At 72.2% G+C, this 24,827-nt stretch carries 22 protein-coding genes; 8 read left to right on the top strand and 14 right to left on the bottom strand.

Translation table 11 applies throughout. The features are described 5' to 3' along the window. Window positions 1-6 precede the first annotated feature (6 nt). Complete coding sequence (locus HZS56_RS13135; RefSeq protein WP_216720874.1) at window positions 7-843, bottom strand: sulfite exporter TauE/SafE family protein; 837 nt, start codon at window positions 841-843, stop codon at window positions 7-9. A gap of 94 nt (window positions 844-937) precedes the next feature. Between HZS56_RS13135 and HZS56_RS13130 the strand changes: the two genes are divergently transcribed. Further along, window positions 938-1,834, top strand: coding sequence for an AraC family transcriptional regulator (locus tag HZS56_RS13130; RefSeq protein WP_216720873.1), 897 nt, complete (start codon window positions 938-940; stop codon window positions 1,832-1,834). Here HZS56_RS13130 and HZS56_RS13125 read toward each other — a convergent pair. From HZS56_RS13125 to HZS56_RS13110, 4 genes are all read right to left on the bottom strand, one after another. Continuing rightward, complete coding sequence (locus tag HZS56_RS13125) at window positions 1,831-2,520, bottom strand: GntR family transcriptional regulator (protein WP_216720872.1); 690 nt, start codon at window positions 2,518-2,520, stop codon at window positions 1,831-1,833. The genes HZS56_RS13130 and HZS56_RS13125 overlap by 4 nt on opposite strands. 126 nt (window positions 2,521-2,646) lie before the next feature. Next, window positions 2,647-3,372, bottom strand: a complete 726-nt coding sequence (locus HZS56_RS13120) for an aspartate/glutamate racemase family protein (protein ID WP_216720871.1) — start codon at window positions 3,370-3,372, stop codon at window positions 2,647-2,649. Between the two features lie 72 nt (window positions 3,373-3,444). After that, entirely contained in the window at window positions 3,445-4,932 is a 1,488-nt protein-coding gene (locus HZS56_RS13115) for an NCS1 family nucleobase:cation symporter-1 (RefSeq protein ID WP_216720870.1), read from the bottom strand. A gap of 498 nt (window positions 4,933-5,430) precedes the next feature. Further along, on the bottom strand, window positions 5,431-6,486 hold the full coding sequence (locus tag HZS56_RS13110) for a LacI family DNA-binding transcriptional regulator (protein ID WP_216720869.1): 1,056 nt from the start codon (window positions 6,484-6,486) through the stop codon (window positions 5,431-5,433). A 190-nt stretch (window positions 6,487-6,676) separates the two neighbouring features. Between HZS56_RS13110 and HZS56_RS13105 the strand changes: the two genes are divergently transcribed. From HZS56_RS13105 to HZS56_RS13090, 4 genes are read left to right on the top strand one after another with little or no spacing between them, the layout of a single operon-like run. Beyond that, entirely contained in the window at window positions 6,677-8,050 is a 1,374-nt protein-coding gene (locus tag HZS56_RS13105; protein WP_216720868.1) for an extracellular solute-binding protein, read from the top strand. 21 nt (window positions 8,051-8,071) lie between these two features. Beyond that, window positions 8,072-9,013 (top strand): carbohydrate ABC transporter permease, encoded by a 942-nt coding sequence (locus HZS56_RS13100; protein WP_216720867.1) that lies wholly within the window; start codon window positions 8,072-8,074, stop codon window positions 9,011-9,013. 2 nt (window positions 9,014-9,015) lie between these two features. Beyond that, window positions 9,016-9,915 (top strand): carbohydrate ABC transporter permease, encoded by a 900-nt coding sequence (locus tag HZS56_RS13095; protein ID WP_216720866.1) that lies wholly within the window; start codon window positions 9,016-9,018, stop codon window positions 9,913-9,915. A gap of 52 nt (window positions 9,916-9,967) precedes the next feature. After that, window positions 9,968-11,788: a glycoside hydrolase family 2 protein gene (locus HZS56_RS13090; RefSeq protein ID WP_216720865.1), complete on the top strand. Its 1,821-nt coding sequence runs from the start codon at window positions 9,968-9,970 to the stop codon at window positions 11,786-11,788. Between the two features lie 23 nt (window positions 11,789-11,811). Here the strand turns inward: HZS56_RS13090 and HZS56_RS13085 are convergent, their stop codons facing one another. From HZS56_RS13085 to HZS56_RS13060, 6 genes are all read right to left on the bottom strand, one after another. Next, complete coding sequence (locus HZS56_RS13085; protein ID WP_216720864.1) at window positions 11,812-12,750, bottom strand: TauD/TfdA dioxygenase family protein; 939 nt, start codon at window positions 12,748-12,750, stop codon at window positions 11,812-11,814. Between the two features lie 338 nt (window positions 12,751-13,088). Continuing rightward, a complete protein-coding gene (locus HZS56_RS13080) occupies window positions 13,089-13,922 on the bottom strand; it encodes a class II glutamine amidotransferase (protein WP_216720863.1) in 834 nt (277 codons plus the stop codon). 34 nt (window positions 13,923-13,956) lie between these two features. After that, on the bottom strand, window positions 13,957-15,435 hold the full coding sequence (locus HZS56_RS13075) for a glutamate-cysteine ligase family protein (RefSeq protein WP_216720862.1): 1,479 nt from the start codon (window positions 15,433-15,435) through the stop codon (window positions 13,957-13,959). A 149-nt stretch (window positions 15,436-15,584) separates the two neighbouring features. Next, a complete protein-coding gene (locus HZS56_RS13070) occupies window positions 15,585-16,082 on the bottom strand; it encodes a peptidylprolyl isomerase (RefSeq protein WP_216720861.1) in 498 nt (165 codons plus the stop codon). A 49-nt stretch (window positions 16,083-16,131) separates the two neighbouring features. Then, window positions 16,132-17,130 carry a type I glyceraldehyde-3-phosphate dehydrogenase gene (gene gap / locus HZS56_RS13065; RefSeq protein ID WP_216720860.1) on the bottom strand — a complete coding sequence of 333 codons (999 nt, stop codon included), beginning with the start codon at window positions 17,128-17,130 and terminating at the stop codon, window positions 16,132-16,134. A gap of 150 nt (window positions 17,131-17,280) precedes the next feature. Further along, window positions 17,281-18,237 carry a GlxA family transcriptional regulator gene (locus HZS56_RS13060; protein WP_216720859.1) on the bottom strand — a complete coding sequence of 319 codons (957 nt, stop codon included), beginning with the start codon at window positions 18,235-18,237 and terminating at the stop codon, window positions 17,281-17,283. Between the two features lie 67 nt (window positions 18,238-18,304). On the opposite strand from HZS56_RS13060, the gene HZS56_RS13055 reads away from it, so the two are divergent. Continuing rightward, a complete protein-coding gene (locus tag HZS56_RS13055; protein ID WP_253914173.1) occupies window positions 18,305-18,829 on the top strand; it encodes a DUF2975 domain-containing protein in 525 nt (174 codons plus the stop codon). 7 nt (window positions 18,830-18,836) lie between these two features. Here the strand turns inward: HZS56_RS13055 and HZS56_RS13050 are convergent, their stop codons facing one another. From HZS56_RS13050 to HZS56_RS13040, 3 genes are all read right to left on the bottom strand, one after another. Then, the gene (locus HZS56_RS13050) at window positions 18,837-20,201 is read right to left on the bottom strand and encodes an MFS transporter (protein ID WP_216720858.1); all 1,365 of its coding nucleotides are present in this window, start codon (window positions 20,199-20,201) and stop codon (window positions 18,837-18,839) included. Window positions 20,202-20,268: 67 nt separating this feature from the next. Then, entirely contained in the window at window positions 20,269-21,186 is a 918-nt protein-coding gene (locus HZS56_RS13045; RefSeq protein WP_216720857.1) for an amidohydrolase family protein, read from the bottom strand. 1 nt (window position 21,187) lies between these two features. Further along, on the bottom strand, window positions 21,188-22,213 hold the full coding sequence (locus HZS56_RS13040) for an amidohydrolase family protein (protein ID WP_216720856.1): 1,026 nt from the start codon (window positions 22,211-22,213) through the stop codon (window positions 21,188-21,190). 298 nt (window positions 22,214-22,511) lie between these two features. On the opposite strand from HZS56_RS13040, the gene HZS56_RS13035 reads away from it, so the two are divergent. Together HZS56_RS13035 and HZS56_RS13030 are read left to right on the top strand one after the other, a co-directional pair. After that, the gene (locus HZS56_RS13035) at window positions 22,512-23,171 is read left to right on the top strand and encodes a response regulator transcription factor (protein WP_216720855.1); all 660 of its coding nucleotides are present in this window, start codon (window positions 22,512-22,514) and stop codon (window positions 23,169-23,171) included. Window positions 23,172-23,181: 10 nt separating this feature from the next. After that, window positions 23,182-24,630: a sensor histidine kinase gene (locus tag HZS56_RS13030; RefSeq protein WP_216720854.1), complete on the top strand. Its 1,449-nt coding sequence runs from the start codon at window positions 23,182-23,184 to the stop codon at window positions 24,628-24,630. The last annotated feature ends 197 nt before the right edge of the window (window positions 24,631-24,827 follow it).

Genomic DNA, 24,827 nt, shown 5'->3' with positions numbered 1-24,827 from the left:
CCGGCGTCAGGGCAGCATCGCCACGGTCACCGCACCGAGCAGCGCCACGTACGTCCAGGCGTGGACGCGGTCGGGGATGCGGGGCGGGCGGCGGCGCAGCACCGCGATCACCGGCAGGGCGCCCAGCAGGAGGGCCGCGGCCGCCCGGAGGTCCACCAGGCCCACCAGGTCCGGGTGCGCGGGGGCTCCGGCGGGGCCCCCGGTGCCGCCCAGGAAGACGACGGCGGCCGGGAGCGCGACGGCCAGGGTCAGTGGATTGGCCAGCGCGGTCGCCACCTGCATGGTGTGCCCGGAGCGCCGCATCGCCGGCACGGTCATGACGCTGCCGCCGACACCGAGGAAGGCCGCCACCGCGCCGACGGGTGCGCCGACGAGCGCCGGGAGCGGGCGCGGTGCCCGCGCGACCGGTTCCGGCTCGGGCCCCGGCCCTGCCGTCGGGCCCGCAGGCGCGGCCGGGGCGTGCGGGCGCAGGAAACCGGGACGCAGCAGCAGGTCCACGACGGTGAGGGCGACGTAGCCGACGAACGCCCAGCGGATCAGCCCCGCCGGGGCGTGGCGAGCGGCGAGCGCCCCGGCCGCGGCACCGGCGCCGAGCAGGGCGAGCAGCGGGCCGCCGCCGCGCAGGGCGCCCAGCACCCGCCGCGGCGTGACGGCCGTCGCGAAGGCGGCGTTCACCACCATCACCACGGCCGAGGTGGCCGTGGCCACGCGGATCGCGTCCGTGCCCAGGGCGGCGTCCGCCCACACCACGACCGGGACGGCGACGAAGCCGCCGCCGAATCCGAACAGCACGGTCGTCGCGCCGGTGAGCAGCCCGATGCCGAGCAGTGCCACAAGGTCCATGAGGACCACCTCACCAGCGCCCGGCAGCCGCCCGCATTCGATGCCCGGCACCTTTCCTTCGAGACTCGGCCAGGACGGCCGTAGGGTGGCCCGGGTGAAGAACGTTCCCCTGGCCGACGTCGACCACGTGGACCGGGCCGTCCTGCCGATCGGCACCGACTACCCGCCGGGCCACCTCCTGGACTGGCACGAACACCGGCGCGCGCAGTTCCTGTACGGCGCCACCGGCGTCATGGTCGTCGACACCGCCGACGGCACCTGGACCGTTCCGCCCGAGCGCGCCGTCCTGGTCCCCGCCGCCACCCGGCACCGGGTGCGCATGCTGGGCGTGAGCACCCGCAGCCTCTACGTCGAGCCGGCCGCCGTGCCCTGGTGGCCCCGCACGTGCAAGGTCGTGGACGTGCCGCCGCTGCTGCGTGAACTGCTCCTGGCCGCAGTCGAGTTCGAGGCCGACTACAGCCTGTCGGGGCGGGCGGGCAGCATCGCCGACCTCCTCCTGCACGAGATCGCGGCGCGGGCCCCGCTCCCGTTCCACGTGGCGATCCCCGCCTCAGCCGTGCTCTCCTCGCTCTGCCGGGAGTACCTGGCGGCCCCGGACGCCGGCGTCACCAACGCCGACTGGGCCGCGCGGGCGGCGATGAGCGAACGGGCCTTCACCCGGCTCTTCCGCACGCAGACCGGCGACAGCCCCGCCGTGTGGCGGGCCCGCGCACGCCTGCTCGCTGCGGTGCCGCTGCTGCGCACCGCGCCGGTCGGCGAGGTCGCCGGCCGCCTCGGGTACGCGACGCCCGCCGCGTTCACCGCCGCCTTCACCCGCACCTTCGGCCTTCCGCCGTCCCGTTTCACGACGGGCGAGCGGGGCCCTGGCCGGGACCGCTCCCACCGGGACCGCCCTCGCGGCGACCGTTCCCAACAGGACCGCTCCCCCCAGAACCGGACCGACCGGGACCGCTCCCTCCAGGACCGGTCCGGTGGCGACCGTTCTCGCTAGGACCGGTCCGACCGGGACCGCTCCCGTTCTTCGCGGGTCGCGCGTTCCTGCGCGTGGTGGCCCAGGGCCGCGCTGCGGCTGGTCGACAGGTGGTGCAGGACGAGTTCCTGGACGCGCTCCACGTCGCGCGCCGCGATGGCCCGGCACAGGGCGTCGTGCTCCAGCGCGACGGCCAGCAGGTCGTCGTGCTGGCCCAGGAGCCAGCGCAGCCGGCTGCGCAGGACGCGTTCGAGTTCGCTGAGCAACTCGTTGGCGGCCAGCGAGATGACCGTCTGGTGGAAGTCGGCCGCCGCCCTGCGGGCCCGTACCGCGTCACCCGCGCGGGCGGCGTCGAGTTCGGTGTCCACCGTCGCGCGCAGCCGGTCGAGGCCCTCGCGCGTGTGCCGCTGGGCCGCGAGCCGGAACCCCAGCGTCTCCAGCCCGGAGCGGACCTCGTCGAGGTCGGCGATGTCGCTCGTGGTGAACTCCCGCACCACCGCCCAGGTCCGCGGCCTCGGCGTCACGAGCCCCTCCGACACCAGGATCCTGAGCGCCTCGCGGACGGGGAGGCGGCTCACCCCGAGCGACTCGGCCAACTCCCTTTCGACCAGGCGGCTGCCCGGCCCCCGCACGCCGTCGATGATCTCGTCGCGCAACCGCCGCGTGACCCGCTCGGACTCGGGCGTGAAGCCCTCTGACGCAGCCATCGCCGTCCCTCGTCGCTCTTCCCGTACCCGGTACGCCGACCGCGCCGGGCGGGGGCGGCGGTCGGGCGGCCCGTCAGAATACCCCGGGGCGGGTCTGCGGCCGGGGCGGCAGGAGGCGGGGACGGGTCAGCCCGTCCGCGGCGGCCAGTTGACGATCCGCTTGGGGCGCGGACGCGCGTACGTGCGGACCTTGGACGTGGACAGCCCGAGCCGGACCAGGGACTCGGCGACCGTCACCGCCGCGGCGACGCCGTCGACCACGGGGACGCCGGTGCGTTCCACCACGCGTTCGGCGAGACCGGCCATGCCCCCGCAGCCCAGGCAGATCACCTCCGCCCGGTCCTCCTCCACGGCACGGGCGGCCTGTTCGGTGATGGCGTCCACGGCGGCCCGCTCGTCCCGCTCCAGTTCGAGCACGGCCAGCCCGCTGGCGCGCACCGAGGCGCACCGGTCGCTCAGCCCGGCCACCGCCAGGCGTTGCTCGATCAGCGGGACGGTACGGTCGAGGGTGGTGACGACGGAGTACCGGCGCCCCAGGAACTGGGCGGTGCTCGCGGCGGCCTCGGTGATGTCCACGACGGGGACGTCCAGCAGCTCCTGGAGGCCTTCGCGGCCGTGCTCGCCGTAACCGGCCTGGATCACCGCGTCGAACGGCCCCGGGTGGGCCCGGACCGCCTCCATCACGGCGACGGCGGCCAGGTAGCTCTCGTAGTTGCCCTCGACCGACTCGGCCCCGAAGGCCGGTGTGAGCGGGACGATCTCGGTGCCCTGGGCGGCGGCACCGGCCGCCTGCCGGCCGATGGCGTCGGTGATGGACTGCGTGGTGTTGACGTTGACCACGAGGATGCGCATGCGTGGGTCGGCCTTCTGCTCGGGGGCTCGGGGTGACGTGGCGCGCGACGGGGGCGTGGTCGCGGCGCGGGGCTACTCCGCCGCGACGGCGATGGCCTCGCCGTCCACGTCGCGGACCGGTGCGGCGCGGTCGGCGACGGCGGCGTACAGCACGGCGGCGACGATCGCGCCGATGAACCAGGAGAAGCCCGCCGCGGCGTGGAAGAACGGGACCAGGGCGACGACGACGGCGATCGCGGCGGCGGGCACGAAGGCGGCGACCGCCCGCGGGTTGTAGCCCCGGCGGTAGTGGTACTCGGCGCCCGCCTCCTCGGTGTAGAGGGCCGGCACGTTCACCCGGGACCTGCGCAGCAGCCAGTAGTCCGCCATGATCACGCCGAACAGCGGGCCGAGCAGGGCGCCGAGTCCGCCGAGGAAGTAGTTGACGACGACCGGGCTGTTGTAGAGGTTCCAGGGCGTGATCACCAGGCCGAGCACCGCGCTGACCAGACCGGCGCGGCGGAAGTCGAGGCGGTGCGGGAACAGGTCGACCAGGGCGTAGATCGGCGCCACGAAGTTGGCCAGGAGGTTCACCGCCACCGTGAGGGCGATCAGACAGAGGGAGGCCACGGCGAGCAGGAACATGTTGGGGATGGTCCTGACGATGTCGGTCGGACTGGTGATGACGTGCCCGTCGAGGCTGAACTGGGCGCCGCTGAGGACCGCCACGATGCCCGCGAAGAACAGCATGTTGACCGGGATGCCGATCACGTTGCCCCGGACGATGGAGGCGCGGCTGCGCGCGGACCGGGTGAAGTCGCAGAAGTTCAGTACGAACGTCCCGTAGATCACCACCCACAGGGCCGCCGCCTGGAGCACCTGCAGCCACATGGCGCCGCCGGTCAGCGGATCGCCGACGGAGACGGAGACCGAGCCGTCGGCCCGGACGAACATCCACACGGCCAGGGCGCACATCGTGATCAGGGTGGTGGGCGCCGCGAAGGCCATGTACCGGCGGATCATCTGCATGCCGTAGCTGACGATCAGCACCTGCAGGGCCCACAGCACCATGAACGTGATCCAGCCGAGCGTCGACTGGCCGAGCAGGGAGTTCGCGTCAAGGGAGGCCAGCGACGGGAACATGGCCACCAGGAGAGCACTCAGCACGGCGGACGCCAGATAGGTCTGGATACCAAACCAGGCGATCGCCACGGCGCCCCGGACGGCCGCCGGAATCTTGGCTCCCCTGATGCCGAAGGCGATGCGGCTCATGACCGGGAACGGCACGCCCGTCTTGTGGCCCATGAATCCGGACAGGGTGAGCAGGAGGAAGAGCAGGACCGAGGCCAGCGCGAAGGCGGCGAGGATGCCCCACACGTTGAGCCCCAGCGCGAACAGCCCGATGGCGAAGGCGTAATTGCCCAGGCTGTGCACGTCGTTGGCCCAGAGCGTGAAGACGTTGTACGCGCCCCAGCGGCGCCCGTCGCGCTTGGTCGGGGCCAGGTCGTAGGTGTAGAGGCCGGGGCTGGTGGCGTTCTCGCCGGTCCGCCCGGGGGAGCAGCGGTCTTCCAGGGCAGTCATACGGGACTCCTGGGATCAGGTGCGGGGGAGTTGGAGAGTTCCACAAAGCGAAAGTGGCTTTCCGGTGAACAGAACGTAGTTTTCGCCAAACCGCACCGTCAAGGGGTCTGTGGCAAATGGAATACCATTTTTGGCTCCAGGGGCAGTCCAATGGCGCACCCCTGCCCGAGGCCTGGAGCAGGCCTGCTCCGACGGCCGGTCATCCTGTCTGCGAAAGCACCACGAGGCCGACGAAAGGTCATGGAGTCGTGAACGCGCCATGGAGTGACGAAGGCACCACGGAGTCGGCGAAGGCGCCACGGAGTCGGCGAAGGTGCCGAAGGAGTCGGCGAAGGCACCACGGAGTCGGCTGAGGCGCCACGGAGCCGGCCAAGGTGCCACGAAGTCGGCCAAGGCACCCCGGGATCGATCGAAAGCACCACGGAGGGGACGCGTACCTGCGGGCCGGGCCGGCCCGGCCCGGCCCGCAGGAACCGACCCGCCCGGTCGGGCGGCCCGTCAGTGCTCGCCGCGGCCCTGCGTGCTCTCCCTCAGGACGAGCCGGTGCGCCACGATGCGGTCCTGGGTGGAATGCGCCCCCGCCTCCGTGCCGTTGCGGGTGGCGTCCGGGTCCGTCGCCTCCTCGATGCGGCGCCGCAGCAGCTGCACGGCGACCTTCGCCACCGCCGCCTTGTCCGGCGCCACCGTGCTCAGCGTCGGCACACTGAACCGCCCGCCCTCCACGTCGTCGAAGCCGATGACGGCGACGTCCCCGGGCACCCGGACCCCGTGCTCGTACAGCGTGCGCAACGCCCCCAGCGCCAACTGGTCGTTGAGGCACAGCAGCGCGTCGAACCGCGTGCCGTCCCGCAGCACCCGCGCCACGGCGAGGGCGCCGGCGGGCATCCGGAAGGAGTCGACCGGCACCAGGGCGGCCGGGCCGGGGGCGAGTCCCGCCTCCGCCAGCGCGGCACGGTAGCCCCGGGTGCGGGCCTCCGCCGTGCCGAGACCCGGGGCGTCGACACCGCCGACGGCGAGGACGGTGCGCCGTCCCAGGCCGATCAGGTGGCGGGTCGCCTCGTACGCGGCACGCTCGTTGTCGATGGCCACGTGGTCGGCGCCCTCCTCGAGCAGCTCACCGAGGAGCACGGTCGGCGGGAAGCCGTCGCGGTCGCGCAGGTCGTCCGCGGTCAGGGCGAGCGGACTGAGGATGATCCCGTCCACGAAGGTCGAGCCGAACCCGGCCAGCGCGGCCAGCTCATGGGCGCGGTCCGCCCCCGACTGGTGGATCAGCACGGTCAGGGAGCACTTCTCGGCCTCCCGGATCACATGCCGGGCCAGCTCCGCGAAGTACGGTATGTCCAGTTCCGGAACGACCAGCGCGATGATGCCGGTTCGGCCCTTGCGCAAGTGCCGGCCGGCCAGGTTGACCCGGTACCCGAGCTGCTCGATGGACGCGCGCACCAGCGTCCGCGTGCGGTCGGAGACATGGGCGTAGTCGTTGATGACATTGGACACCGTCTTCTCCGACACGCCCGCGTGACGTGCGACGTCCTTGATCCTGGGCCGTGCCACCGAGACCTCCCTGCCTCCTGCGCGCTGCCAGAGTCTATGTCCCGGCGGGCCGTCGGGCTGCGGCACGGCCGGCCGTGCCGCCCCGTTCGCGGTCGCCGGCGGTCCATCCCTGCCCTCAGCTCTTTACAGCCAATGTACATCGATGTAAAAACAAGCCACCGCATGAGCTCCGGCCGTCGAAAGGTCCGCGATGAGTTCCCGTTTTCCTGCCCAGGGGGTGCCGGCCGTGTCCGATCCCGTACGCCGCATCGGCCGCCGCCGGCTGCTGCGACACGCCATGGCCGGAGCGGGTGCCCTGCTCGCCGCGGGCCCGCTGTCCGGCTGCGCCTCACCGGCCTCGGCCTCCGGGGCGTCCTCGCTGAGCGTCTGGGACCTGTTCCAGGGCGGCGACGGCATGCTGATGGACGACATGATCGCGGCGGTGTCCAAGGGCGCCGGGGGTGCCGAGGGCTTCGAGATCGACCGCACCATCCTCGACTGGGGCCCGTCGTACTACACCAAGCTCGCCATGTCCGCCGCCGGCGGCCGGGCCTCCGACGTGGCGGCCATGCACCTGTCCCGGCTGGCGGGCTACGCGCCCGGCGGCCTGGTCGACGCCTTCGACCTGGACCTGCTCGCCGAGTACGGCGTCAGCGAGAAGGACTTCACCCCGGCGGTCTGGTCGCGCACGCAGCACGAGGGCACCGTCTACGCGATCCCGCTGGACGTCCACCCCTTCATCGTCTTCTACGACAAGAAGGCCGCGGACAAGGCCGGACTCCTCGACTCCTCCGGCGCGCTGGCCCCGATGGGCTCGCCCGAGGCGCTCCTCGAAGCGGGCAAGGCCCTCGCCGAGGCGACCGGCCAGGCGGGCATCCTCTTCGGCCACGTCACCGACACCGCGCAGAACTGGCGGCTGTTCGCCGGTCTCTACGCGCAGACCGGCGCCGAGTTCACCCTGCCCGACGGCGGCCCCGCCGAGATCGACGTCGACGCCGCCGTACGCGTCGTCACCTTCATGACGCAGCTCCTGGACGGCCGGACCAACCCCAACAACCTGGACTACTACGGTTCGGTGGCCGCCTTCACCAGCGGCCGCGGCGGCATGGCCATGCTCGGCGAGTGGGAGCTGCCCGCGCTGAAGGAGTTCGACATCGACCTGGGCGCGGCCCCCTTCCCGCAGGTCTTCGACAAGCCCGCCGTCTACACGGACAGCCACAGCCTGGTCCTCCCGCACCAGAACAGTCCCGACCCGGCCCGGCGCCGCGAGGCCCACCGGTACGTCGCCGCGATCCTCAAGCAGAGCCTCACCTGGGCGAGCGCCGGGCACATCCCCGCCTACCAGCCCGTCCTCGCGAAACCCGAGTACGCGGCCCTGGAACCCCAGTCCTCCTACGCCGACGCCGCGAAGGTGGCGGTGCTCGACCCGCCCAACTGGTTCACCGGCGCCGGTTCGAACTTCCAGAACCGGATGTGCCAGCCGCTCCAGTCGGCGCTGCTGGGCAACACCACCCCCGAGAAGGCGGTGCGGCAGATGGTCCGCGAGGCGGACACGCTGCTGCGGCAGCCCAACCCGGTGGCCTGACCAGCAGAAGGAGTGACCGACGTGACCACCACCGCACCCCTCGGCGCCGAGGAGCAGACCGACGCGCCCGCTGTTCCCGCGGGCGGCCGCCGCACCGCCCGGCGCCGCATACCGACCGGCAACGGCCTCGTCTTCGTCCTGCCGTTCCTGCTCGTCTTCGCCCTCTTCATGGTCTGGCCGATCGTGCAGGGCCTCTGGATGAGCTTCACCGACAGCTCGCTCGCCCTGCGCGACACACACTTCGTCGGCCTCGACAACTACACCGAGGCCTTCGGCGACCCCGACGTGTGGAGCAGCCTCGGCAACACCGTCTTCTTCACCCTCATCTCCAGCGTGCCCCTGGTACTCGTCGCCCTCGCGATGGCCCTGCTGGTGCACAGCGGACTCGCCGGACAGTGGGTGTGGCGCCTGTCGTTCTTCGCCCCCTACCTGCTGCCCGTCACCGTCGTGACCCTGATCTGGACCTGGCTCTACCAGCCGGAACTGGGCATGGCCAACCAGCTCCTCGACACCCTGGGCATGGCACCGGTCGGCTGGCTGTCCGACGAGTCCGTCGCCATGTGGTCCGTCGCCGCCCTCACCGTCTGGTGGACGGTCGGCTTCAACTTCCTGCTCTACCTCGCGGCGCTCCAGTCCCTGCCCACGACCTTCGACGAGGCGGCGGCACTGGACGGTGCGGGCGCCTGGCGGCGGCTGTGGTCCATCACCCTGCCGCAGCTGCGCCGGACCACCGGCCTGGTGGCCATGCTCCAGATCCTGGCCTCCCTCAAGGTCTTCGACCAGATCTACATCCTCACCAAGGGCGGCCCCAACGGGTCCACCCGGCCGGTCCTCGAGTACGTCTACGACGTGGGTTTCACCGGCTACCGCCTCGGCTACGCCTCCGCCGTCTCGTACCTCTTCTTCGCCCTCGTCGTCCTCGTCTCGCTCGTGCAGTTCCGCCTCTTCCGCCGGGAGGACTGACCGTGTCCGCAACCGCCACCCCGCTCCGCACCCGGCGCCGTCCACCCCGGGAAGCGGCCGGCTCCCCCCTCCTCCTCGGCCACGGACGGCTGCCCCGCGTCCTGGCCGGCACGGCCCTCGTCGTCCTCGCGTTCGTCTGGCTGGTGCCGTTCCTGTGGGCGGTCATCACCTCCGTCCAGAGCGAGGAGGACATCAACACCACCGGGCTGTGGCCCTTCAAGGGCGCCTTCACCCTGGACGCCTACCAGCAGATCCTGGAACGCGGCAACGTCTCCGTCTGGGCCTTCAACAGCTTCCTGATCGCCGGCCTGGTCACCCTGATCACCGTCGTGGTCTCCACCCTCGCGGCGTACGGCTTCTCGCGCGGCACCTTCCGCGGCCGCCGGTGGCTGCTCGCGGTCACGGTCGCCGCCATCATGGTGCCGCCGCAGCTGCTCGTCGTGCCGCTGTTCGAGCAGATGCTGCTGTTCAACCTGGTCGACACCTACGCGGCGGTCATCCTGCCGCAGGTCGTCGCGCCGATGATGGTGTTCATCCTCAAGCGGTTCTTCGACGCCGTTCCCAAGGAGCTGGAGGAAGCGGCCAGGATCGACGGCGCCTCCGAGTTCCGGGTCTTCACGTCGATCGTGCTGCCGCTGTCCCGGCCGATCGTGGCCGCGGTGTCGATCTTCGTCTTCATCGGCGCCTGGAACAACTTCATGTGGCCCTTCATCGTCACCAACGACCCCGACCTCATGACCCTCCCGGTGGGCCTGGCCACCGTGAAGGACGCCTACGGCATCGAGTACGCGCAGTCCATGGCCTCCGCCCTGCTGGCCGCGCTGCCGCTGATCGTGGTCTTCCTCTTCTTCCAGCGCCGCATCGTCAACTCCGTGGCCACCACCGGCCTCGGCGGTTCGTGACCCCGCCCCACCCCGCCCCCACAGCTGTACCCACCGATCGACTGGAGCTCGTGTGCCCACCCCCTCCGTACCGCGCCCGGAGTACCCGCGACCGCAGTTCGTGCGCCGCGACTGGCTCAACCTGAACGGCGCCTGGCAGTTCGAGACCGACCGGGGCGACAGCGGCATCGAACGCGGTCTGCTCGGCCGCGAGCTGCGCGAGGAGATCCTCGTCCCCTTCCCGCCCGAGTCCGAGCTGTCCGGCGTCGGCGACACCGACTTCCTGGAGTCCGTCTGGTACCGGCGGGCCGTCACCCTGCCCGCCGACTGGGCCGGACGCCGTGTGCTGCTGCACTTCGGCGCCGTCGACCACGACACCACCGTGTGGGCCGACGGCAGGGAGGTCGTCCGGCACCGCGGCGGCTTCACCCCCTTCACCGCCGACCTCGGTGACATCGCCGGGGCGGGGGAGGAGGTCGTGATCACGGTCCGAGCCCGGGACACCAAGTCCGGCCCGCAGGCGCGCGGCAAGCAGGCGGTCCAGTACGCCAACCACGACTGCAACTACACCCGCGTCACCGGCATCTGGCAGACCGTCTGGCTGGAGCCCGTGCCCGACGTGCACCTGCGGCGCCCCCGGATCACGCCGGACCTCGCCGGCTCCGCCTTCCACCTCGAACTGCCCCTGTCCGGCAACCGCCCCGGCCACCGGGTGCGGGCCGTCCTCAGCGACGCCGACGGCGAGGTGAGCCGCGCCGAGGCCCGCGCCGACCTCGACCTCGCCCCGCGCCTGCACCTGCCCGTGCCCCACGACCGGCGGCGCGAGTGGGGACCCGGGGACCCGCACCTGTACGACCTGCGCCTCGAACTCCTCGACGCCGCCGGAGAGGTGCTCGACAGCGCCGAGAGCTACGCCGGTCTGCGCGCGGTCGGCCTGCGCGGCAAGGCCGTCCTCATCAACGGCCGTCCGCTCTTCCAGCGTCTCGTCCTCGACCAGGGCTGGTACCCCGACGGGCTGATGACCGCCCCGACGGACGAGGCCCTGGTCCGGGACATCGAGCTGGGCATGGCGGCCGGCTTCAACGGGGCCCGGCTGCACCAGAAGGTCTTCGAGGAGCGCTTCCTCTACCACGCCGACCGCCTCGGCTACCTGGTCTGGGGCGAGTTCGGCGACTGGGGCTGCGAGAGCGGCGGCTCCTCGGGAGACAACCAGAAGCCCGACGCCTCCTACGTCGCCCAGTGGCTGGAGGCACTGGAGCGCGACTACTCGCACCCCTCGGTCATCGGCTGGTGCCCGCTCAACGAGACGTACCAGAAGCTGCACGACCGCATCACCCAGCTCGACGACGTGACCCGAGCGATGTTCCTGGCCACCAAGGCGATGGACACCACCCGGCCGGTCGTCGACGCCTCCGGCTACGCCCACCGGGTCGCCGAGACGGACATCTACGACTCCCACAGCTACGAGCAGGACCCGGCCGCCTTCCGGGAGCAGATGGCGGGCCTCGCCAAGGACGAGCCCTTCGTCAACGCCTACGAGAACGGCGCCGCCTACTCCCAGCCCTACCGCGGCCAGCCGTACTTCGTCAGCGAGTTCGGCGGCATCTGGTGGGACCCGGAGGCCGCCGCCGCCCAGTCGGGCGAGGACCGCACCCTCTCCTGGGGCTACGGCGAACGCGTCCGCGACGAGGACGAGTTCCACGAGCGGTTCAGCGGCCTGACCGAAGTGCTGCTCGGGGACCGGGACATGTTCGGCTACTGCTACACGCAGCTGACCGACGTCTTCCAGGAGCAGAACGGCATCTACCGCTTCGACCGCGGCGAGAAGCTCGACGTCTCCCGCGTACGGGCGGCCCAGCTGCGCCCCGCGGCGATCGAGGAGCCGGAGGTCTAGCGCCGACCGGTCCGGGGCCGTGCTCAGAACGGACGGTCGCCCTCGATGGCGACGCGTTCGGCCACCCGCCGCTCGGAGCCGTAGTCGCCCACGGCGTAGTGCTGGGTGGCCCGGTTGTCCCAGAAGGCGACGTCGCCCGGCTGCCAGCGCCAGCGCACCTGGTACTCCGGCACGTGCGCCTGCTGGAAGAGGAACCTCAGCAGACGGTCGCTCTCGTCCCGGTCCATCCCGGTGATGTGCGTCGTGAAGGACGTGTTGACGAAGAGCATGCGCCGCCCCGTCTCCGGATGGGTGCGTACGACGGGGTGCTCCACGGGCGGGAAGAGGTCCTGGTGCGGCAGCAGCCGCTCGGGCCCGTAGAACCGCGCGAAGCCCGGGATGAAGTCGTGCACGGCGCGGGCGCCGTCGACACGGTCCTTCACCTGCTGGGGCAGGTTGTCGTAGGCCGCCGCCATGTCCGCCCACATCGTGTCCCCGCCGAAGGGCGGAACCTCGCGCAGCTGGAGCACGGCACCGAGCGCCGGCCGCTCGCGGAAGGTGACGTCGGTGTGCCACACGTTCTCGTACGTCGGCGCGGCGCCCGCCCCCTTGTCGAACCGGACGACGTCGTCGCTGGAGCCGGCCGCGAGCAGCGGGTTGGTCTCCAGCGGACCCCAGTGGGCGGCGAAGTCGCGCTGCTGGGCGGAGGTGAGGTGCTGGGCGCGGAAGAAGAGCACCTTCCACTCCAGCAGGGCGCGGTTCAACTCCTCGCGCAGGACGGGGGTGAGCGGACGGGAGAGGTCGACGCCCCTGATCTCGGCGCCGATGGTGCGGGCCTGGGGGACGGCCTCGAAGTGTGCGTAGGGCCGTTCCTCCCGGCCCTCGGGCAGCCGGCGCAGGATGCGGCGGCCCTCGTAGATCCCGTCCCCCGGGATGCGTGCTTCGCGCAGGACGGTGCTCGGGCCGGTGGCCGTGACGGTCATGGGAATCCTCCCCTTGTGCGACGGTACGCGTGACGCCCGGCCCGGGCGGCGTGCGGTGTCGCCGCCGGACAGCCGGGAAGACGAAGGCGTCAGAAGTGCTCCGGGCGGTGGACCGGAGAGAAGACCGACCCGGCGCGGCACGGCGGGCGGACAACGCGCCTGCCGCCGGCGCTGCGGATCGGTGGTGCGAAGAGGGCCGTTATCGGCCGGAACGCTCACATCCGGATCGCTCGGGCACGCGGGGACACTCCGCGGTGGTGCCGAACCGGTATGTGGTCATGCCAGTGATTGTGTGATCTTCTGCCGCCCGTGTCAACGGGTGGTGCGGGTGGCAGGGGTCACGGGGGGCGGGGAACGAAGGGGAGCAGGTCGTCGCCCTCGGGGGAGACGACCCCGTAGCTGCTCTCGGGCACCTTGTTCCACACGCCGGGCAGATCGCCGAGGAGCTCCGACACGATCAGCCGGGTGCCGTCGGAGGCCTGGCGCAGGAACGGCATCCCGGGGTGCAGCGCCCTCAGCGTCTCCACGGCGGTGCTGTAGTACAGCGACCGCGACTCTCCCCCGCTGGAGTAGCGGAACGCCCACAGTTCCCGGCCCTCGGTCACGGCGACGGTCATCTGCAGCGGGTACTCCACCCCGTGTGCGTGCCCGATCTCCTCCACCAGCCCCGCCATCCGTGCCACGGCCCCCGGCGGGTCCTGCTCCAGACCGAGGGTGAGGGCCAGGAAGAACATCATCTCCGAGTCCGTCGATCCCTCGATGCCGAGGAAGAGCCCCGGGTCGACGGCCAGGGCGAGATCACGGCGCATCCGGCGGAAGCCGGCGATTGCGCCGTTGTGCATCCACATCCAGCGGCCGTGCCGGAACGGATGGCAGTTGGTCTGCTGCACCGCGCTGCCGGTGGAGGCGCGGATGTGCGCGAAGAACAGGGGCGAGCGGACATGACCGGCGATCTCCCGCAGATTGCGGTTGCTCCACGCCGGGCCCACCTCCCGGACGATCGCGGGGGTGCGCATCTCCGGGCCGAACCAGCCGACCCCGAAGCCGTCCCCGTTGGTCGTCTCCACCCCCATCCGGGAGTGCAGGCTCTGGTCGATCAGCGAGTACTCGGGCTCGTAGAGGAGGGTCTCGAGCAGCACGGGTGTTCCCGAGTAGGCGAGCCATCGGCACATCGTCTGCCGCCTCCCTGGGCACGGCGGGTGGCCGTCAGTCGACCGGCCAGGTGTGGACCGGGGCGTTGAGGTGCATGTAGTCCATGTACTGCTGGGTCATCCGGCGCAGGGCCTCGTGGCGGTCCGGCCGGGCGGTGGCGTCGATGTGGTGGAGCATCTCCTTCTGCCAGACCGCGCCGTTGCGGCCGGTGACGCACCGCTGCTCGATGATGCCGAGCAGCGGCTCCCGCCACGCGGAGTCCATGCCCGACAGCTCCAGACCCCGGTGCGCCAGCGGCAGCAGCCGCCGCAGGACCAGTTCGGGCACGGTCACCTCGCCCACGCCCGGCCAGTACAGCTGCGCCTCGATGCCGTGCCGGGCCGCGGTGTGCAGGTTGTCCTCGGCGGCCGAGAACGACATCCGCGACCAGACCGGCCGCTCCTCCTCCACCAGGGCACGGGTCAGCCCGTAGTAGAAGGCGCCGTTGGCGAGCGTGTCGGCGACGGTCGGTCCGGCGGGGAGCACCCGGTTCTCCACGCGGATGTGCGGCTTGTCGTGGGCGACGGCGTACACGGGCCGGTTCCAGCGGTAGATGGTGCCGTTGTGCAGGGTGAGTTCGCCCAGTTCGGGAATGTCGCCGCGGTCCAGGGTCTCGGCGGGGTCCTGTTCGTCGCACAGGGGCAGCAGCGCCGGGAAGTAGCGCACGTTCTCCTCGAAGAGGTCGAAGACGCTGTTGATCCACCGTTCCCCGAACCACACCCGGGGCCGCACGCCCTGTGCCTTGATCTCCTGCGGCCGGGTGTCGGTGGCCTGCTCGAACAGGGGGATGCGGCTCTCGTGCCAGAGCTCCTTGCCGAGCAGGAACGGCGAGTTGGCCGCCAGCGCCACCTGCACACCGGCGATCGCCTGGGCCGCGTTCCAGTAGTCGGCGAACTCCTCGGGAGCGACCTGGAGGTGGAACTGCGTGCTGGTGCAGGCGGCCTCCGGCGTGATGGCGTCGGCGTAGGTGCGCAGCCGGTCCACGCCGTCCACCTCGATGTGCAGGTCCTCGCCCCGGGCCGCGAATATCTGGTCGTTGAGCAGCCGGTAGCGGGGGTTCTCCGACAGGGCGGCCTCGCCCACGTCGGACTGGCGCAGCGTGGGCAGGATGCCGACCATGATGAGGTGTGCGCCGACCGACGTGGCACGGTCCTCGGCGTGGTTCAGGGCGGCCCGGATCTCGGTCTCCCACGCGTCGGGGCCGCCCGCCGTCAGCCGGCGGGGCGGAATGTTGATCTCCAGGTTGAAGCGGCCCAGCTCGGTGGACCAGGCCGGGTCCGCGATCGCCTCGAGCGCGTCGCTGTTGCGCATCGCCGGCTCGCCCCGGTCGTCGACCAGGTTCAGTTCGATCTCCAGGCCGACCTGGGGCCGCTCCGTCTCGAACCGGGACTCGCGCAACATCTGCGCGAAGGCCTCCAGGCACTCCTGCATCTTGATCCGGTACCGGCGGCGGTCCTCGCGGGTGAAGACCAGCGCCGGGACGTCCCGTCCCATCGGTCCTCCCGGGTCGGCGGCCTCGGACACCTCTGTCGTCCCAGCGTCGCACCACCGGGCGCACGCCACCAGACGAAACGGAACGGGGCCCGCCGCAGTGTGTGCGGCGGGCCCCGTCGGTTCCGGCCTCCATGCGGCCGGTCAGGTACTTACAGCTTGCCGGAGGCGCGCACCGTGATCTTCGCGGAGGTCTTGCCCGCGGGCGAGGAGCCGTAGCCCTCGATCTTGTCGACGACCTCGGTGCCCTCGACGACCTTGCCGAAGACGACGTGCTTGCCGTCCAGCCAGGGGGTGGGGACGGTGGTGACGAAGAACTGCGAGCCGTTGGTGTTCGGACCCGCGTTGGCCATCGAGAGCAGGTACGGGCCGGTGTGCTTCAGCTGGAAGTTCTCGTCCGCGAACTTCTCGCCGTAGATGCTCTTGCCGCCGGTCCCGTTGCCCGCGGTGAAGTCACCGCCCTGGAGCATGAACTGCGGGATGACGCGGTGGAAGGAGGAACCCGCGTAACCGAAGCCGTGCTCGCCGGTGGACAGCTCGATGAAGTTCTTCGCGGTCTTGGGGGTGACGTCCTCGAAGAGTTCGAAGACGATGCGGCCCGCATCCTGGCCGTCGATGTCGATGTCGAAGTAAACCTTGGAATTGCTCATCGCACCATTGTGACGTGCGGGCACCCGCGATGCCGAATCGGCTGCCCGTTCACCGCGAGGCGAGCAGTTCGAGCGTGTCGATCACCCGGTTCGAGAAGCCCCACTCGTTGTCGTACCAGGCGACGACCTTGATGTGGCGGCCCTCCACCCGGGTCAGTGCCGAGTCGAAGACCGACGAGGCCGGGTTGCCGGTGATGTCGGAGGAGACCAGCGGGTCCTCGGAGTACTCGAGGACACCGGCGAGCGGCCCCTCGGCGGCGGTGCGGTAGGCCGCCAGCACGTCCTCGCGCGTCACGTCGCGGGCGACCGTCGTGTTCAGCTCCACGATGGAGCCGACGGGCACCGGCACGCGGATCGAGTCGCCCGACAGCTTGCCGTCCAGGTTCGGCAGCACGAGACCGATCGCCTTCGCGGCGCCCGTCGTGGTCGGCACGATGTTCACCCCGGCGGCCCGGGCCCGCCGCGGGTCGCGGTGCGGGCCGTCCTGGAGGTTCTGCTCCTGGGTGTAGGCGTGCACCGTCGTCATGAAGCCGTGCTCGATCCCGGCCAGCTCGTCCAGGACCGCGGCGAGCGGCGCGAGGGCGTTGGTGGTGCAGGACGCGTTCGAGACGATGGTGTGGGCGGCCGGGTCGTACGCGTCGCTGTTCACGCCGTACGCGAGCGTCACGTCGGCACCGGCCGAGGGCGCGCTGACCAGGACCTTCCGCGCCCCCGCCGTGAGGTGGGCGCGGGCGGCGTCCGCCGAGGTGAAGCGGCCGGTGGCCTCCAGGACGATGTCGACGTCCAGTTCCGCCCACGGCAGCCGCGCCGGGTCCCGCTCGGCGAGGACCCTGATGCGCCGTCCGTCCACGACGAGGGTGTCCCCGTCCACCGTCACCGGGCGGCCCAGCCTTCCGGCCGTGGAGTCGAAGGCGAGCAGGCGGGCCAGCGCGGCCGGCTCCGTGAGGTCGTTGACGGCGACGACCTCGACCTTGGAGTCGCGTTCGAGCAGTGCCCGCAGCACGTTGCGCCCGATTCGGCCGAACCCGTTGATGCCGATGCGCGTCATAAGTGTGTGCCCCTTCGTTTCGCCACCAGATCCTTCGCCCCCACTGTCGCGCGCCCCGTCCACCGGTGGCAGCGGCACGAGTGCCATGGTTCGAAAGGATCACGCCAGCGCCCTGCCGCACCGGCCGGGCCGCCCGCCGGGACCGGTGTGCTAGTCGCCCTCGGCGAAGGTGCGCCGGTACTCGCTCGGCGTGGTGCCGAGGATGTGCTGGAAGTGCAGCCGCAGGTTGGCGCCGGTGCCGAGGCCCACGTCGGCGGCGATCTGCTCGATGCCGCGCTCCGAGCGTTCCAGCAGCTCGCGGGCCATGTCGATGCGGGCGCGCATCACCCACTGCATCGGGGTGCAGCCGGTGTCCTCGACGAAGCGCCGGGAGAAGGTGCGCGACGACACCGCCGCGTGCCGGGCCAGGGCCTCGAGAGTGAGCGGATCACCGAGCCGCCGCAGCGCCCACTCCCGGGTGGCGGCGAACCGCTCGCCCAGCGCCGCGGGCACGCTGCGGGGCACGTACTGGGCCTGGCCGCCGCTGCGGTAGGGCGCCGCGACGAGGCGCCGGGCGGCGTGGTGGGAGGCGCCCACGCCCAGGTCGCCGCGCAGGATGTGCAGGCACAGGTCGATGCCCGAGGCGGCGCCCGCGGAGGTCAGTACGCTGCCCTCGTCCACGAACAGCACGTTCTCGTCGACCCGCACCCGGGGGTGCTTCGCCGCGAGCGCCCGGGTGTAGTGCCAGTGCGTGGTGGCCCGCCTGCCGTCGAGCAGGCCCGTGGCCGCCAGTGCGAACGCGCCGGTGGAGATCGCGGCGAGCCGGGCGCCCCGCCCGTGGGCCGCCGTCAGCGCGTCGACGACCGTGCGCGGCGGGTCGTCGACGTCGGGGGACCGGTAACCCGGGAGGAAGACCAGGTCGGCCCACGTCAGCGCGTCCAGACCGTGGGCGACGTGGTACGACAGGCCGTCGCCGCCGGTGACGAGGCCGGGCGAGGCGCCGCACACCCGCACCTCGTACGGCATGCTCGCCCGGGTCGTGAACACCTGCGCCGGGATGCCGACGTCGAGCGGCTTCGCCCCTTCGAGCACGAGGACGGCGACGCGGCGCAGCGGGGAGGACGGCACGGGAACAGCGTACGCGGGAAACCGCAAGTCGATTGATTTTCGATCGGTTTCCATCGATAATCGATACATGAATCCTCTGTTCCTCGCCAACCGCTACATGCACCGGCTCTTCATCGCCGCGCTCCGGGTCGGCATCGCCGGCGCGTTCTTCCTCGGCCTCGTCGGGCAGTTCGTCGTCATACCCGCGAACGCGGCCGCCGAGGTCGACCGCTTCCCACCGTACGAGCCCTACGCCGTGCCCTACACGGTGATCGCGATCGCCGGCGTCGCCTGCGTCCAGGCCGTGCTCGTCGCCGTGTGGATGCTGCTCAGCATGGTCGAGAGCGACGCCATCTTCACCCGGCGTGCCTTCCGCTGGGTCGACACCGTCATCGGCGCCACGCTGGTGGCGACGCTGCTGGCGTTCGGCGTCACCGTCCATCTGCTGGTGGCCGACATCCCGACGCCCGACGCCATGACACTGGACGGCGCCCTGGCCTCAGGGGTCATGTGCGTCGGTGTCGGCGCCGCGTTCGTCATGCTCGTCGTCGTCATGCGCGGCCTCCTGCACAAGGCGACGCAGCTGACGACCGAGATGGCCAAAGTGGTCTGAGACCGCCTCAGCCGGGCACGGTGTCCTGCTCCCGGCCGGGCGCGGCGGCGACGGTCCGCGTCGGCTTGGTCCGCGGCCCGAAGACTGCGAGCGCGATCGCACCGACCAGCCAGGTGCCGGCGATGAAGTAGAAGACGCTCTGGTAGCCGTGGGAGTTGTAGAGCGCCGCCACGATCAGGGGACCCGCGGCGTTCGACAGCCGGCCCAGCCCGTACGACACGCTGGTGCCCAGCGAACGCCCGCGCGTGTCGAAGAGTTCGGGCGAGTAGGCGTAGCCGAGGGCCGTGTAGCCGCGTTCGAACAGGTTGACCAGGAAGCCGAAGACGATGATGAGCACCGGGTTGAAGGTGAGGCCGTACAGGAGACCGCACCCGGCGATCAGCGTGCCGAAGGCGACCAGGCACCACTTGCGCTCGAACCGGTCGGTCACCAGGGCCGCCAGATACGAGCCCAGCGGCGCCCCGACGGTGGTCAGCGCCACGTAGAAGACCGACTTCTCGACGCTGAAGCCCTCCTTGGCCAGCAGCGTCGGCGCCCAGCTCGAGTAGCCGAAGAAACCGATGGTCTGGGTGACCCACACCACGGTGAGCAGCAGCGTCGGGAACAGGTACTTGCGCTGGAGCAGCAGCCGCAGCGGCGCCTTGGTCACCGGCTCCTCCTCGATCGGCGGCGCCGGCTGTGCCAGCGGGCCGTGCTCCGCCTCGGCCCCCGCCTCGATCTCGCGCAGCACCGCGTCCGCGCTCGCGTGGTCGCCCCGGCTCTCGTGCCAGCGCGGCGACTCCTTCAGGTGCCGGGTGAACAGGACGAGCAGGATGCCGAGGGAACCCCACAGGTAGACCAGGCGCCACGTCCAGTCGGCGAGCGGCACGACGCCGCTCGCGACGAGGTTGGTGACCGGGGTGCCGCAGATGCCGATGACGATGGCGTACGCCTGGTACTTGCCGCGCACGGCCGACGGGTACATCTCGTTGACGTAGATGACCGCGACCACGGTCATCGCCGCGAGCCCGGCCGAGGTCAGCACCCGGAAGACGGTGAGCGACGCCAGGTCCCAGGAGAACGCCGACGCGAACGAGAAGACACCGAAGAACAGCGTCGTCAGCAGCAGCGTCCGTTTGCGGCCGAGACGGTCGGCCACCGTCCCGGCGACGATCGAGCCGAGGAACATGCCGACGAACGACAGCGAGGTGACGTAGGCGACCTGGTCGACCGAGATGCCCCACAGGTCGACGAGCTTGGGGGCGGTGGTCGCGAACGTGTTGATGTCCGCGAACTCGAAGAAGTACGCGAACGACACGGCGAGCAGGGTGACCTTGTGGAACCGGGAGACCGGCAGGCGGTCCAGCCGGTTCAGCGAGTTGGCGTGTTGCATGACGGGGTCCTTGTCGCGGGGTTCGGGGACGTCGACGGCCGGGGCGACGGCCGGGCGGGGGAGCGGCTCACCGGTCGCCGGGCCAGTACAGGCGCGTCGGGTTGTCGACCAGCAGCCGCTGCCGCTGCTCCCCGGTGACGGCGATCCGCCGCACGTGGTCGACGAGGAGCCCGTCGTCGGGCATGTGGTCCCTGAGGTTGGGGTGCGGCCAGTCGGTGCCCCACAGCACGCGGTCGCCGAACTCCTCGACGACCCGGCGGGAGAACGGCAGCACGTCGGCGTACGGCTCCCGCTCCCCGTCCAGCGCGGCGGGCCCGGTCACCGTCAGCCGCTCGGGGCAGGACACCTTCACCCACACGTCGCCCCGGTCGGTGAAGCGCAGGAACCGCGAGAACCCGGGACCGTCCACCGGCTTCGTGACGTCCGGCCGCCCCATGTGGTCCACGACCAGCGGCACGGGGAGCGAGGCGAAGAAGTCCTCCAGCTCGGGCAGGTCGGCACTCTCGAAGTACAGGACGACGTGCCAGCCGAGCGGGGCGATGCGCCGCGCGATCGTGCGCAGGGCGTCCTTGGGCGACGCGTCGACCAGCCGGCGCACGAAGTTGAACCGCACCCCGCGCACGCCCGCCGCGTCCAGCGCCCGCAGCTCGGCGTCGGTGACGTCCGGCCGGACCGTCGCCACGCCGCGGGCGCGGCCGCCGCTCGCGCGGACCGCGTCGAGCATGGCGCTGTTGTCGGCACCGTGGCAGGTGGCCTGCACGATCACCTGACGGTCGACGCCCAGGTGGTCGCGGAGGGCGAAGAGCTGTTCCCTGCCCGCGTCGCACGGCGTGTACTTGCGCTCCGGAGCGAACGGGAACCGGGCCTGCGGGCCGAAGACATGGCAGTGCGCGTCGACGGCGCCGGGCGGCAGCCGGAAGCCGGGCGCGGACGGGTCCGGGTGCCAGTCCAGCCAGCCGGGGGTCTTGGGAGCGAGGTCGGTCATGTCAGCGCCCCTGTCGCTTCAGCAGCGCGTCCAGGCGCGGGTACACGGCACGGGCGTTGTGCTCCTGCACGGCCGCCACCTGGTCCGCGGACAGCGCGGAGGCCTCGACGTAGCGCCGGGTGTCGTCGAAGTGGTGGCCCGTGCGCGGGTCGACGCCCCGGACCGCGCCGATCATCTCGGAGGCGAACAGCACGTTGCGGGTGGGGACCACGTCGAGCAGCAGGTCGATGCCGGGCTGGTGGTAGACGCAGGTGTCGAAGAAGACGTTGCCGAGGACGTGCTCCTCCAGCGGAGGCTTCCCCAGCGCCGCCGCCAGCCCCCGGAACCGGCCCCAGTGGTAGGGCACCGCCCCGCCGCCGTGCGGGATCACCAGCCGCAGGGTGGGGAAGTCCGCGAACAGGTCGCCCTGCACCAGCTGCATGAAGGCGGTGGTGTCGGCGTTCAGGTAGTGGGCACCGGTGGTGTGGAAGGCCGGGTTCACGCTGGTGCTGACATGGACCATCGCGGGGACGTCGTACTCGACGAGCTTCTCGTAGAGCGGGTACCAGGAACGGTCGGTGAGCGGGGGAGCGGTCCAGTGGCCGCCCGACGGGTCCGGGTTGAGGTTCACCGCGACCGCGCCCAGTTCCTCGACGCAGCGCCTCAGCTCCGGCACGCAGGTCGCCGGGTCCACGCCGGGCGACTGCGGCAGCATGGCGGCGGGGGCGAAGCGCCCGGGGTAGAGACCGGCGACCCGGTGGCACAGGTCGTTGCAGAGGGCCGCCCACGCGGCGGACGTACGGAAGTCGCCCACGTGGTGGGCCATGAACGACGCCCTCGGGGAGAAGACGGTCAGGTCGATGCCGCGCTCGTCCATCATCCGCAGCTGGTTCGGCTCGATGCTCTCGCGCAGCTCGTCGTCGCCGATCCGCAGGTCGGCGGGCGAGGGTGCCGCCGCGGGGTCGGCCAGGGCGGCGGTCTGCCGCTCGCGCCAGGCGGCCAGGGCCGGCGGGGCCGTGGTGTAGTGACCGTGACAGTCGATGATCATGCGCTGGTCCTTCGGGTCCTGTCGTCCTCGACCGCGGCAGCCTCCCCCCGGCCGCCGGACGCCGGGAGAGAGCCGGACACAGAACTAACCTCGCCTTAACAAAGCGGCCCGCCGGCCCCGCCCACCCGGCGGACCAGGCGAAACGCACCGCCGGACGTGGTCTACATTCGGACGGAGAGATGAGAGACGGAGCGACGCGGACAGACCCGGAGAGACGGGGAGGGATTCCGGCCGGATCCTTCCGGAACCGGTCCGGACGCGGGCGGCACCGACACCGACGGAGGGAGGCGGCAGGAGGATGGAGATACTGCTGGCCGAGGACGACGACGGGGTCGCCGGAGCGCTCGTGGAGGTCCTGTACGACCACGGCCACGTCACCCGGCGGGTCACCCGCGGCAGGGACGTGCTGACCTACCACCGCAGCTCGGACCTGCTCCTCCTGGACCTCGGGCTGCCCGACGTCGACGGCCTCGAGGTGCTGCGCAGGCTGCGGGCGGTCAGCGACCTGTCCGTGGTGGTGCTGACCGCACGCGGGGACGAACGCTCGGTGGTGCGCGGCCTGCGGCTCGGGGCCGACGACTACCTCGTCAAGCCGGTGCGGCTGACCGAACTGCTCGCCCGCATCGAGGCCGTCACCCGGCGCACCGCCGCACAGGTGCCGCGCGCCGCCCGGACCGTGCGCGTCGGCGACGTGGAGATCGCCCTCGACGCCCGGCAGGTCCGCGTCGACGGGACGGAGGTCGAGCTGACCGCCAAGGAGTTCGACGTCCTGGCCGTACTGGCACGCCGGGCCGGGACCGCGGTCAGCCGCGAACAGGTGCTCGACGAGGTGTGGGGCGACGCCTACCACGCCGTGTCCCGCTCCCTGGACGTGCACCTCACCCAGCTGCGGGCCAAGCTGGGCCGCCCCGAGCTGCTCACCACGATCCGGGGCTTCGGCTTCCGACTGGGCGCCTGAGGCCCGGCTCGTGCGTACCCGGGTCCAGACGGTGCTGCTCGTGTTCGGCGTCCTCGCGGTGGCCGCCTTCGCCGTCCCGCTGCTGCTGTTCACCGCCTCCGACCGCACCCAGCAGCTGGTCCTGGCCCGCAGCGCCGACCTGGACCGCTTCACCTCGCTGATGGACCGGGCCGCCGGCACCCAGGACACCTCGGCGATCGCCCTGGAGGCCCGCCGCTACACCCGGGTCTACGGCGAGCCCCTCGTCGTCACCGACACCCGCGGGCACCCCGTCGTGCAGACCGGCGGCATGCGGGCCGCCGACCCCGACGTGGCCCGGCTCGTCGACACGGCCCTGCGCAACCAGACCGCCCATCCGCGCGCCGCCCTGCGGCCCTGGTCCGGGGGCCACCGGATGTTCGCGGCGCCGGCGGGCACCGGCACGCAGATCTCCGGCGCCGTCGTGCTGCGCGCCGACGTGGACGCGGCCGCCGGGGACGTCGCCCGGCGCTGGGCCGCCGTCCTGGCCGGCACCGCACTGGTCGCCCTCGCCTGCACGCTCCTGGCCCGCGCGGCGACCCGCTGGGTGGTGAGCCCGCTGAGCCGGCTGGAGGGGGCGGTGGGCGAGCTGGCGGCGGGACTCCCGCCCGAGCACACCCTGCCCGGCGCACCGCCGGGCAGGCGCGGCTCCGCCGCCGTCGGCGGCCCGCCCGAGCTGCGGCGGCTGGCCACCGGCTTCAACCGCATGGCCCGCACCGTCACCGCCGCCCTCGAACAGCAGCGGCGGCTGGTGGCCGACACCTCGCACCAGATGCGCAACCCCATGGCGGCGCTCCGGCTGCGGGTGGACGCCCTGCGCTCCCACCTGCGGCCCACGGGCGAACGCACCTACGCCGGGGTCAACGCCGAGCTGGACCGCCTGGAGACCCTGCTCGACGACATCCTGGCCCTCGCCGCCGCCGAACACCGGGCGGGCGAACTCACCGTCACCGACGACCCGGACGTCCGCTGCGACGCCGCCGAGACCGTCCGCAGCCGGCACCGCCTGTGGGAACCGGTCGCCCGGCGCGCCGGAGTGCGCCTCACCGCCGACACCGACCGGGCCGCCGGGCCGGTCCCGGCGGCCTGCACGGACCGTGAACTGGCGCAGGTGGCGGACATCCTGCTGGACAACGCGATCAAGTACGCCGGAGACGGCACCCACGTACGGCTGAGCTGCGCCGAACAGGGGCCCTGCGTGGTGGTCACCGTCACGGACGACGGCCCCGGACTGCGGGCGGAGGAGCTCGACCGGGCCACCACCCGGTTCTGGCGTTCGGCCCGCCAGGCCGGGACCTCCGGCACGGGTCTGGGCCTCGCCATCGCCGAGCAACTCCTGGCGGGCCGCGACGGCCGCCTCGACCTGACCCCCGCCCACCCGCACGGCCTGCGCGCCCGCGCCGTCGTACCGCGCGCGGGCTCCGGGGGAGGCGGCCGGTGACGCGCGCGGGGTGCGCTTCCGCGGGCGGCGGTGCTCCGGGGCCGGCCTCCTCCGGCGCCGGGCGCCGGGGCCTGCAGGGTCCGGGGAGGCCCTCGGCGCCGCGTTCGGGGCCGGGCGGCGGGGCGCGTGCTCGGCACGCAGGACGGCACGCCGGTTCACCGGGCACCGCCCGCCGCCGGTGCACCACTCCCGAGAAC

Source organism: Streptomyces mayonensis, from assembly GCF_018982965.1.
Classification (GTDB): domain Bacteria; phylum Actinomycetota; class Actinomycetes; order Streptomycetales; family Streptomycetaceae; genus Streptomyces; species Streptomyces mayonensis.
This window is presented reverse-complemented; position numbering and strand designations above follow the sequence as displayed.

Coding starts and splice junctions, on each gene's coding strand:
- HZS56_RS13135 (WP_216720874.1), bottom strand. CDS start 843: ATGGACCTTGTGGCACTGCTCGGCATCGGGCTGCTCACCGGCGCGACG.
- HZS56_RS13125 (WP_216720872.1), bottom strand. CDS start 2,520: ATGGCTGCGTCAGAGGGCTTCACGCCCGAGTCCGAGCGGGTCACGCGG.
- HZS56_RS13120 (WP_216720871.1), bottom strand. CDS start 3,372: ATGCGCATCCTCGTGGTCAACGTCAACACCACGCAGTCCATCACCGAC.
- HZS56_RS13115 (WP_216720870.1), bottom strand. CDS start 4,932: ATGACTGCCCTGGAAGACCGCTGCTCCCCCGGGCGGACCGGCGAGAAC.
- HZS56_RS13105 (WP_216720868.1), top strand. CDS start 6,677: ATGAGTTCCCGTTTTCCTGCCCAGGGGGTGCCGGCCGTGTCCGATCCC.
- HZS56_RS13085 (WP_216720864.1), bottom strand. CDS start 12,750: ATGACCGTCACGGCCACCGGCCCGAGCACCGTCCTGCGCGAAGCACGC.
- HZS56_RS13080 (WP_216720863.1), bottom strand. CDS start 13,922: ATGTGCCGATGGCTCGCCTACTCGGGAACACCCGTGCTGCTCGAGACC.
- HZS56_RS13075 (WP_216720862.1), bottom strand. CDS start 15,435: ATGGGACGGGACGTCCCGGCGCTGGTCTTCACCCGCGAGGACCGCCGC.
- HZS56_RS13070 (WP_216720861.1), bottom strand. CDS start 16,082: ATGAGCAATTCCAAGGTTTACTTCGACATCGACATCGACGGCCAGGAT.
- gap (WP_216720860.1), bottom strand. CDS start 17,130: ATGACGCGCATCGGCATCAACGGGTTCGGCCGAATCGGGCGCAACGTG.
- HZS56_RS13055 (WP_253914173.1), top strand. CDS start 18,305: ATGAATCCTCTGTTCCTCGCCAACCGCTACATGCACCGGCTCTTCATC.
- HZS56_RS13050 (WP_216720858.1), bottom strand. CDS start 20,201: ATGCAACACGCCAACTCGCTGAACCGGCTGGACCGCCTGCCGGTCTCC.
- HZS56_RS13045 (WP_216720857.1), bottom strand. CDS start 21,186: ATGACCGACCTCGCTCCCAAGACCCCCGGCTGGCTGGACTGGCACCCG.
- HZS56_RS13040 (WP_216720856.1), bottom strand. CDS start 22,213: ATGATCATCGACTGTCACGGTCACTACACCACGGCCCCGCCGGCCCTG.
- HZS56_RS13035 (WP_216720855.1), top strand. CDS start 22,512: ATGGAGATACTGCTGGCCGAGGACGACGACGGGGTCGCCGGAGCGCTC.